Origin of the sequence: Lishizhenia sp., from assembly GCF_033720595.1 — a bacterium.
Taxonomy (GTDB): domain Bacteria; phylum Bacteroidota; class Bacteroidia; order Flavobacteriales_D; family Crocinitomicaceae; genus Lishizhenia.
The window spans coordinates 1-1895 of the sequence record NZ_JAWWCF010000311.1 but is presented as its reverse complement, the minus strand read 5'-3'; the positions used below and the strand labels follow the sequence as shown (position 1 = coordinate 1895).

The 1895-nt window shown below is 36.4% G+C and carries 3 protein-coding genes; all 3 read right to left on the bottom strand.

Annotated elements, in window-relative coordinates:
* Positions 1-705 (bottom strand): winged helix-turn-helix domain-containing protein (locus R3333_RS14365; protein WP_318959456.1); only part of this gene is annotated, 705 nt, incomplete at its 3' end.
* 289 nt (positions 706-994) lie between these two features.
* Positions 995-1360 carry a Zn-ribbon domain-containing OB-fold protein gene (locus R3333_RS14360; RefSeq protein ID WP_318959455.1) on the bottom strand — a complete coding sequence of 122 codons (366 nt, stop codon included), beginning with the start codon at positions 1358-1360 and terminating at the stop codon, positions 995-997.
* Position 1361: 1 nt separating this feature from the next.
* Positions 1362-1895: thiolase C-terminal domain-containing protein (locus tag R3333_RS14355; protein WP_413468691.1), on the bottom strand; the 534-nt coding region annotated here is incomplete at its 5' end.

Here is a 1895-nt window from a genome sequence, read left to right as displayed (position 1 = left end):
TAGATGCTCAGCAAAGACCTTTTGACCTGTTTTAAACAGCAAACCTTCAGCTCCATTATCCACATTATCTACATTGGTAAGCATTTCTTGAACATCAAACACTGGCAAACCAAGTCTTGCCAATTTGTTTCGATATTCTTCATGACCATGTTCTAAAAGAACAGAGTTTACCATTTCACGGATAAGTGAACCAGTAAGATATGTTGTTTGATATTTGTAAATTCTATTTTCAACTTCTTCAGTTATTTTTTGTGCGAGCTCTAATGGAAGACTTCCTTCACGTACAAGTGATTGAATAATTTTGTGTGAATTAAATTCTTCAATTGATTCATGAGATGTTCGGACATACATTTTTCCACTTTCAATAATTGAGCGTTCTTCAATTTGGCGTGCCAAGCTAAGAACAAGTTTTCCAAGGTTTGTGATAGTATACCTTCTTTCAGATTTGTTTAAAGCCACAAGCGATTGTCGTAATAATTTCCTAAGATGGTAAGCGAATTTTCCACTTTCCTTTTTTGACTTGAATCCAGCTAGGGACTTTAGCTCAGAATAGGTCAGTGGTCCTTTGGAGTTTAAAATTCTCAAAATATCGATCCTGTTTGGGCTTGCCATTACAGAGAAGATCATTCTTACACGTTTTGATGTAGATTGTAAGATACCTCCGCGTTTAGGCTCCGCTATTCCCTCGCTCAGTTCCATATCCATGTCTAAAAAATTTAAGCTAAATAAGGTTTTGTGATGAATTGTTGATCAAAATAAAGATCAGTTTTCGTTTACATCTAATGTAAACTCTGATGTAGATAATGTCTGTCCACAAGATGGACACTTTCCATTGTAAGGACTCATTACATCTTTTAGTGACTTTAACATTTTCATGCTAGAGATCTTTTCGCCACACTTTCCACAAGTTATTTCAACGGACATGTATAAAGATCTTTTTTCAAAATAATTAAAAATCTAATATGGTTTTTTTTTATAATTACACTAAATTTATTTACTGCTTTTCGATGATGATTCCCCGTTCATCAAAACCAGTGATTTTGGCCCTTGTGCCAACTGGTAGATCTGCGGGAGTAGCAATTCCTGCCATAAATCCAGAAATTCTCAATTGTGCATTATCTAGTTGGAGTACAACAAAGGCATATGGTGTGTATTTTTCAAAGCCTGCAGGAGCGACAGTAATTATGGTATAAGTGGCAATTGTGCCTGTACCATCTAAAAGTACATCCTCAAATCCTTTGCTGCCGCATTTTAGACAATAATAGGCTGTAGACAAATGAAGATAGCCACATTTAGTGCATTTGTGAGTTAGGAGTTTGCCTTTCTTAGCATTTTCAATAACTTGTGCTTCAACAGACATTTTACACACTTTGGAATAGATGAACAGCACAACTTGCTCCAGTTGCACCAAAGTTATGAGTTAAACCGATTTTTGCATCTTTTACTGTTCTTTCACCAGCATTTCCTGTAAGTTGGTCATACACTTCAACTACTTGTCCAACACCTGTAGCCCCAATTGGATGTCCTTTTGATTTGAGACCACCTGATGGATTAATTGAAATATCAGAATTTAATTTTGTTCTACCTTCACGAACAGCTTGAACACCTTGTCCTTTCTCAAAGAAGCCAAGGTCTTCACTATCTACAATTTCAGCAATTGTAAAACAGTCATGAACTTCTGCAAAGTCAACATCTTTTGAAGTAATTCCTGCCATTTTGTATGCTGCCTCAGCTGCAATCTTTGTGCTTGGAATTGTAGTCATTTGTTCACGACCTTGAAGTGCTGCAGGAGAGCCTCCCCTACCTGAACCAATTACTTGGATGTAATCTTTAGAGTGTTCTTTTGCAAATTTTTCATTACACAATATAACAGAGCTTGCACCATCTGAGAATGG

Excerpts from the sequence above, each read along its gene's own strand:
- R3333_RS14360 (WP_318959455.1), bottom strand. The coding sequence starts at position 1,360 with ATGTCTGTTGAAGCACAAGTTATTGAAAATGCTAAGAAAGGCAAACTC.